We start from the raw sequence: 8,001 nt of genomic DNA on the forward strand, positions 1-8,001 counted from the left end.
TGATAATATTGAAAAGGATCTTAAAAAATATGATTCTTTATTAAAAGAATATGATGATGGTTTTAATTTAAGTAAGCAAGAGGATGAACTATTTCAGAAGATGAAGAAATCTTTACCAAGTTATAAAGATACATATAAAAAATTATTTGAAAAGGCGAAGGCAACAAACGAGCCACAAATGGTAAATGAATTTCAGAAGGAATTAAAACCGAAGGGAATAGAGTTAGCTGGTTATGCAGTGGATCTAGAATCGTATGTTTCAAATTTAGCTGACCAAGTATTTAAAGATTCTCAAAAAATGATTGATCGTTCCGTTATTACCTTTATCATTCTTGTAGTAGTTACTACAATCGTTATATGTATAGTAAGTTATATTATTAGCAAGCTCATAGTTGCTCCTTTACAAACGGTTAGTCGTATGATGGAAAGAGCGAAAGAAGGAGATTTAACCGTACATGGTGATTATACTGCTAAGGATGAATTAGGTGTATTAGTAAGTAATTTTAACGAGATGATTGCAGGGCTAAGAACAAATATGCAAGAAGTAGAGAATAATATTCAGCTTTTATTCCAACATGCAGACGGAGTAGTATCTGCATCAGAAGTATCTAGTAGTGCAGCGAAGAAAATCACTATGGATATTGAAGAAGTTGCAAATGGTGCAGAGAGTCAAATGCAAGCAATGGAACAAACTGCGGGTGCGATGGAAGAGTTGACGCAAGGAATGCAGAGTATAGTCAATACATCATCCTCTGTAAATGAATTATCTGCTCAATCAGCATTAGATGCAGAGAGTGGTAACAAATTAATGAAACAAATGATTCAACAGATGGATACAATCCAAAATTCGGTACATAGCGGTGTGAAACAAGTAGAGACTATGAAAGAACAATCAGAAGAAATTGTTAAAATCATTGATGTTATGCAAGGTATTACCTCCCAGATTAACTTATTAGCATTAAACGCCGCAATTGAGGCTGCACGTGCTGGTGAAAGTGGTAGAGGATTTGCAATTGTGGCAGATGAAGTGCGGAAATTAGCAGAACAATCTAGTGATTCTGCAAAACAAATTGAGAATCTTATTACTCAAGTTATGGGAACAACGAACCATACGGTACATATGATGGGGAAAGTAGATAATGAGGTACAGGCAGGTACACAAGTAGTAATGCATACAGAAAAAGTATTTGGAACAATTACAGAAAAAGTACAGCAAGTATCTGAGCAAATTCAAACGGTATCTATGTCTACAGATGAAATTGCAGCGAGTAGTGAGGAAATCTCGGCTTCTGCAGAAGACATGGCTCAAATTTCCCAAAGATCATCTGACCGAACTGATAGGGTAAAAGAGTCTATTCAACAGCAAGAAAAATCTGTTCAAGAGATTTCGGTTTCAATTGAACATATGCATAACGCAGCAGGAAAATTAAAACAAATAGTTGCCCAATTTACTCTTCAAAAGTAGTAGCATATTTGAGTGTTAATAAATATAAAAAAATCATCCTCTTTTAAGAAAAAAGGATGATTTTTTTATCTCGTTATTTGCTGGGCAGTAAGACCCCCACCTCAAAATTCAGCGAAAAATGCTACCTCTGAAATATAAACCATGAATATAGTAATCTCCATTAGGCATCTCCTTTAGGTGCCAATAAAGGGAAGTTATAAAGTGAAAAGGAGTTTATAAAGAGATTGTAGAATGTTTTAGTATATAACACCTTAGATGTGACAACTTCCTTTTTGAAAAAGAAAGAAGGGGGTATAAAGCAGAAAGGTAGTGGAAATATTTCTTCTAGAAGATTTGCATTTTATCTTACATTCACAAAAAAATAGTACTCCTGAAACAATGAAGTTCATTTTATTTGAATGAAATAGGGAGAGAGGATAATGAAGAAAAAAATATTGGGTGTAATGATGATTGCGACAATGGCAGGAGGTATATTTGCAGGGGCGAATGTGACGCCTGTAAAAGCGGAAGAGTATCCACAAATGATTGTGTTTGAAGATGTTCCATACGGATTTTGGGCATATGATGCTATTATGGATTTAGCGTATCATAAAATTATATTAGGGTATGGAAACGGGAAGTATGGTGTTGGCGATCTTATAACACGTGAACAAGTAGCTGGGACTATTTACAGAACACTTGAGATAAAAGAAGAAGGGCCAGTAGCGAATCCATATAAAGATGTTTCTGATAGTACAACCACTTTTAAAAAGGAAATTTTAGCGTTAACAAAACGTGGTGTTTTTACAGGGGATGGCCAAGGGGATTTTAGGCCGAAAGCACCAATCTCTAGAGCGGAAATGGCTGTCATTTTAAAACGAGCATTTAATTTTGAAACGAAACAAAAACATACATTTAAAGATATTCCAAAAGGTCACTGGGCAGAAGATGCAATTAGTGCGTTACAATCTAATAATGTTGTGAGAGGAACTGGGAATGGCATGTATGAATTAAATCGCCCTGTACCTAGAGAACAATATGCTCAGTTTATTAATAATGCGATTATTAATTATCATTTGAAAGAGGATTGGAAGTAGAGTGAAATATGAAAGCACAAATAGAAAAATTTGTGCTTTTTTGTTTGTTTAAAAAAGAATTATTATTCGTATTTATGTATTTTTATGGTTATAAACAAGCTTTATAATCAACCCGATGAAAAAGACATGATGTGTAATATGATTCACAAAACCGTCACGAAATGTGTCGGAAAATATATTGTCACTATACCATTTATTCTGTATATTTTTAAAAAAACATATACATATTGGGGAGATAATTTGATGAGCAAAAAATTATTAAAAACAGCTACAGCATTAACAATTATGGGTGGGGTGTTATTCTCAGCAGAGAGTAATAGTGTAAAAGCGGAAAGTGCACCGTTGCAAAAAGCAAATACAATTGTATTTAAAGATGTACCAAAAGGACATTGGGCATATGAGGCAATTCATGAATTAGCGGAACAAGAAATAATTTTGGGATATGGCGATGGAATATTCGGTTTTGGGGATAATGTAACACGTGAGCAAGTTGCAGCTTTAATTTACCGTGTGTTTGATATGGAAGAACAAGATGAATATGAAAACCCATATGGAGATATCGATGAAAATTCAACAAGCTTTATCGAGGAGATATTGGCTCTAACGGAAATCGGAATTTTCCAGGGAGACGAGAATGGAAACTTTAGACCGAAGGCGACGTTAACGCGTGCGGAAATGGCACAAGTTCTTACGAATGCTTTTGACCTACAGGCAAAGGGATCTCATAACTTTAATGATGTTTCAGCAAATTCATGGGCAACGAATGCAATTAGTGCAGTACAAACAAATGGTATTACAATGGGAATCGGAGAAGGTAAATTCGGTCCGTCTATGAAGGTAACGAGAGAACAATACGCACAGTTTTTACATAGAGCAATATTGCATGATATGGAACAAGGGCAGTAATAAAGTTTAACTAGTCAAAGTGAAATTCAAAAATAATACAAAAAGGTCGTTGTTGTATAACAGCGGCCTTTTTTGTATGAAATAAAGCGCGAAAGAATGGCGTTTTGAAAAAAAAAACGAAATGAATTTTCAAAAAAAACTTCCTTTTCTGAAGATTTGTTATATAATATAAAACATGAAATCAAATCTGTTATAAAACAGTTTAAGAAGGGGATGCTAATATGTCGACGCAAACTTCACGGGTTACACTCGTTGGAGAAATGTTACCAGCGTACAGCGAAATATTGACACCTGAGGTGCTTAGTTTTTTGAAGGAACTACATGAGAATTTTAATGAGCGCCGCATAGAACTTTTACAAAAACGTGTAGAAAAACAAAAGAGAATTGATGCAGGGGAGTTTCCGAAGTTTCTAGAAGAAACAAAACACATACGTGAAGCGGATTGGACAATTGCCAAGCTGCCAAAAGACTTAGAGGATCGCCGTGTAGAGATTACTGGACCGGTAGATAGAAAGATGGTCATTAACGCTTTAAATTCAGGAGCGCATCTTTTTATGGCGGATTTTGAAGATTCGAATTCACCAACTTGGGAAAATGCAGTGGAAGGCCAAATCAATTTACGAGATGCAGTAAAGGGAACGATTTCACATGAAAATGATAAAGGGAAAGAATATAGATTAAATGAGAAAACAGCTGTACTCATTGTACGTCCAAGAGGATGGCATTTAGAGGAAAAGCATATGCAAGTTGATGGGAAAAATATGTCGGGTAGCTTAGTAGACTTCGGCTTGTACTTTTTCCATAATGCGAAAGCTCTTTTAGCAAAAGGGAGCGGCCCATACTTTTACTTACCGAAAATGGAAAGTTATTTAGAAGCGAGATTATGGAATGATGTATTCGTATTTGCTCAAAAATATATCGGCATTCCAAATGGAACGATTAAAGCAACTGTGTTACTGGAAACGATTCACGCTTCGTTTGAAATGGATGAAATTTTGTATGAGCTAAAAGATCATTCTGCTGGCTTAAACTGCGGAAGATGGGATTATATTTTTAGCTTTTTAAAGAGTTTCCGTAATCATAATAAATTCTTACTACCAGATAGAGCACAAGTCACGATGACGGCGCCATTTATGCGTTCGTATTCTTTGAAAGTAATTCAAACATGTCACCGCCGTAATGCACCAGCAATTGGAGGAATGGCGGCACAAATTCCGATTAAAAATAATCCAGAAGCAAATGAAGCAGCTTTTGAAAAAGTGCGTGCTGATAAGGAACGCGAAGCTTTAGACGGTCATGACGGGACTTGGGTTGCCCACCCTGGACTTGTACCGGTTGCAATGGAAGTGTTTAATCACATTATGAAAACACCAAATCAAATTTTTAGAAAACGTGAAGAAATATGTGTAACAGAAAGCGATTTACTAGAGGTACCGGTGGGAACGATTACAGAAGAGGGCCTTCGCATGAATATTAGCGTAGGTATTCAATATATTGCATCTTGGTTAAGCGGACGGGGAGCAGCACCCATTTATAACTTAATGGAAGATGCGGCAACAGCTGAAATTTCAAGAGCACAAGTATGGCAATGGATTCGTCATGAAGGTGGAAAACTAAATGATGGTCGTAATATTACGCTTGAATTAATGGAAGAATTAAAAGAAGAAGAATTAGCAAAAATAGAAAGAGAGATTGGTAAGGAAGCCTTTAAGAAAGGGAGATTCCAAGAGGCGACAACGTTGTTTACAAATCTCGTTCGAAATGATGAATTCGTACCATTTTTAACATTACCGGGTTATGAAATTTTATAAAAAATGAAAAGGGGATGGAACAAATGAAAAACGAAAGAATCGAGAAGTTACAAGAAAGCTGGGAATTAGATGAGCGTTGGAAAGGGATCACACGTCCATATTCGGCAGAAGATGTAATTCGCCTGCGCGGGTCAATTGATATTGAACATACGTTAGCGCGTCGTGGTGCTGAGAAGCTTTGGACATCGCTTCATACAGAAGACTATATTAACGCACTTGGCGCATTAACAGGAAACCAAGCGATGCAACAAGTAAAAGCTGGGTTAAAAGCGATTTACTTAAGTGGTTGGCAAGTAGCAGCTGATGCAAACCTTTCTGGGCATATGTATCCAGACCAAAGTTTATATCCAGCGAACAGCGTACCTGCTGTAGTAAAACGAATTAATCAAACGCTTCAACGTGCGGATCAAATTCAGCATATGGAAGGAAGCGATGATACAGACTATTTCGTACCGATTGTAGCAGATGCAGAAGCTGGATTTGGTGGGCAATTAAATGTATTCGAACTGATGAAAGGTATGATTGAAGCAGGTGCATCAGGTGTGCATTTTGAAGATCAATTATCTTCAGAGAAAAAATGTGGCCATTTAGGCGGAAAAGTACTACTACCAACGCAAACAGCAGTACGCAATTTAATTTCTGCACGCCTTGCAGCAGATGTAATGGGAGTGCCGACAATTATCGTTGCAAGAACAGATGCGGATGCAGCTGATTTAATTACGAGCGATATTGATCCTGTTGATAAAGCATTTATTACAGGAGAAAGAACACCAGAAGGATTTTACCGTACGAATGCAGGTCTTGATCAAGCAATTGCGCGCGGTTTAGCGTATGCACCGTACGCAGACCTCGTTTGGTGTGAAACGTCAGAACCAAATTTAGAAGATGCAAAACGATTTGCGGACGCAATTCATAAGGAGCATCCAGGGAAGCTACTTGCATATAACTGCTCACCTTCATTCAACTGGAAACAAAAACTAGATGAAAAAACAATTGCAAGCTTCCAAAAGGAAATCGCATCTTACGGTTACAAGTTCCAATTCGTAACACTTGCTGGATTCCATTCATTAAATTACGGTATGTTTGAACTAGCACGTGGCTATAAAGAGCGCGGCATGGCAGCATACTCTGAACTACAACAAGCAGAATTCGCAGCTGAAAAACATGGCTACTCTGCAACACGTCATCAACGCGAAGTAGGAACAGGTTACTTTGATGAAGTGGCACAAGTGATTACAGGGGGAACTTCATCAACGACAGCGCTAAAAGGATCTACGGAAGAAGCACAGTTTACGAAATAAAAGGAAGGGGCACCTTTTTGAAAGGTGCCCCTTGTTATTTTCTAAACGATTCGAAAAGAGAGATTGAGTTGTCGGCAAAAAACGATACTAACTTTTCTTTATTACTAAATCAACTCCACTCAGCCCTATGATCACGAATAAACTTCATATCTTTCTCATAATGCTCTAGATGTCCTTCATCGATCATTCTTTGGAAATTCAAGTCGCCTTCTTGAGCTTTTCGTTTCATATATGTACATAACCCTTCTAATCGAAGCAACACCATTCCTAAGTAATCTTCATCCATATTTTTATCATAGGACTGAACGAACAAATTCACTCTCTCTTTAATACGATCTGCATGTTGCGATGAGTCATAATGAACGGCTTCACCGGATTCAGTATAATACACTCTACTTAAAGGCACACAAGTATAGAGTGTATAAGCGATATCCCATAGTCTTGGACCAGGAGCAGCAACATCGAAATCAATAATCCCTACTGGCTTCTCATTATTAAAAATAATGTTATATATGGCAAAATCATTGTGACATAAAACCTCAATGTTATTTGGAGTATGATCCATCGGTCTCCAATCAGCTAATAACGGAAAATCACTTACAGCATCATGGTAAAGGCGGAGCATCTTTGCTATTTCTTTTAATACATCATTAGATCGCATATATTCTTTTAAAGGATAATTGCCAGCTTCTCCTTCAATAAAGGATAAAATCTCTCTATCCTTTTCATCTACACCTAAAAACTTTGGAGCATAATGAAATCCTTTGTTTTCTAAATGTTGCAATAGCTTATGAATCTTTTCACTGTCTGGCTTTAACTCTCGCCGAACAGTATTTTCAGAACGATATACGCTTGAGACGTTTCCCCCTGTTAGCCTTTCTTCTTTAGCGTAGTTTGACATGTGAAAATTCCCCCTGTGATTAAAAAATCCAATTCCAAATAGTGAATAGACCAACAACGGCAGAAAAGAGAAGGGAAGCAAGCAATGCTAGACAGCCAAAAGGAACTAGCTTATCTTTCCATGTTTCTTTATACTCATAAATTAACTCCTCTGCTACTTTCTTCTGCACTGAAGATAAAGGTTGATCTTTATACAAACCTTTTATATGGTTAGAATCGCCTTTAAACTTTAAAGCACGTGCAATATGATGAGGACTATTTCCCATTGATTTTTCAAATAATAAACATGATTCATGCATAATACCTGTTTTATGCTCTTCTAGATACCAGTAACGTCCAGCCATTTCTGGATATTGTAATTTATAATAAATATCTCCGAGTTGTTTTCGAAGATGTAATTCATTTGGGTATGTAAAGATGAGGCCATGCAATCTATCTCTTGCTTTTCCAAGATTATTATTTTCAATATCCTCTTCAATTCTTTTTAATGTTTTTTTAGGAATTTTATTGGTCATAAACTCCTCCTTATTTAGAATAGAGAT

7 protein-coding genes and 1 pseudogene are annotated in these 8,001 nt (G+C 36.7%); 6 read left to right on the plus strand and 2 right to left on the minus strand.

The features are described from left to right. Positions 1–421: 421 nt before the first annotated feature. The 6 genes and pseudogenes from ACQGSG_RS24055 to aceA all read left to right on the plus strand — a co-directional run. A pseudogene (locus ACQGSG_RS24055) lies at positions 422–469 on the plus strand (hypothetical protein); the annotation flags it as partial. A 234-nt stretch (positions 470–703) separates the two neighbouring features. Further along, on the plus strand, positions 704–1,465 hold the full coding sequence (locus ACQGSG_RS24060) for a methyl-accepting chemotaxis protein (protein ID WP_426948190.1): 762 nt from the start codon (positions 704–706) through the stop codon (positions 1,463–1,465). A gap of 419 nt (positions 1,466–1,884) precedes the next feature. Further along, entirely contained in the window at positions 1,885–2,541 is a 657-nt protein-coding gene (locus ACQGSG_RS24065; RefSeq protein WP_000727094.1) for an S-layer homology domain-containing protein, read from the plus strand. Between the two features lie 138 nt (positions 2,542–2,679). Further along, entirely contained in the window at positions 2,680–3,447 is a 768-nt protein-coding gene (locus ACQGSG_RS24070; RefSeq protein ID WP_114159535.1) for an S-layer homology domain-containing protein, read from the plus strand. Positions 3,448–3,668: 221 nt separating this feature from the next. Next, a complete protein-coding gene (gene aceB / locus ACQGSG_RS24075; RefSeq protein ID WP_000107348.1) occupies positions 3,669–5,258 on the plus strand; it encodes a malate synthase A in 1,590 nt (529 codons plus the stop codon). A 23-nt stretch (positions 5,259–5,281) separates the two neighbouring features. Beyond that, positions 5,282–6,559 carry an isocitrate lyase gene (gene aceA / locus ACQGSG_RS24080; protein WP_000787346.1) on the plus strand — a complete coding sequence of 426 codons (1,278 nt, stop codon included), beginning with the start codon at positions 5,282–5,284 and terminating at the stop codon, positions 6,557–6,559. A 109-nt stretch (positions 6,560–6,668) separates the two neighbouring features. On the opposite strand, the gene ACQGSG_RS24085 is transcribed toward aceA, so the two are convergent. Next, positions 6,669–7,460 carry a phosphotransferase gene (locus ACQGSG_RS24085; protein WP_325842717.1) on the minus strand — a complete coding sequence of 264 codons (792 nt, stop codon included), beginning with the start codon at positions 7,458–7,460 and terminating at the stop codon, positions 6,669–6,671. A 19-nt stretch (positions 7,461–7,479) separates the two neighbouring features. Then, complete coding sequence (locus tag ACQGSG_RS24090; protein WP_000182386.1) at positions 7,480–7,974, minus strand: DUF6584 family protein; 495 nt, start codon at positions 7,972–7,974, stop codon at positions 7,480–7,482. Positions 7,975–8,001: the final 27 nt, after the last annotated feature.

It is taken from the genome of Bacillus sp. GMa5/1 (assembly GCF_050172015.1).
GTDB lineage: Bacteria > Bacillota > Bacilli > Bacillales > Bacillaceae_G > Bacillus_A > Bacillus_A cereus.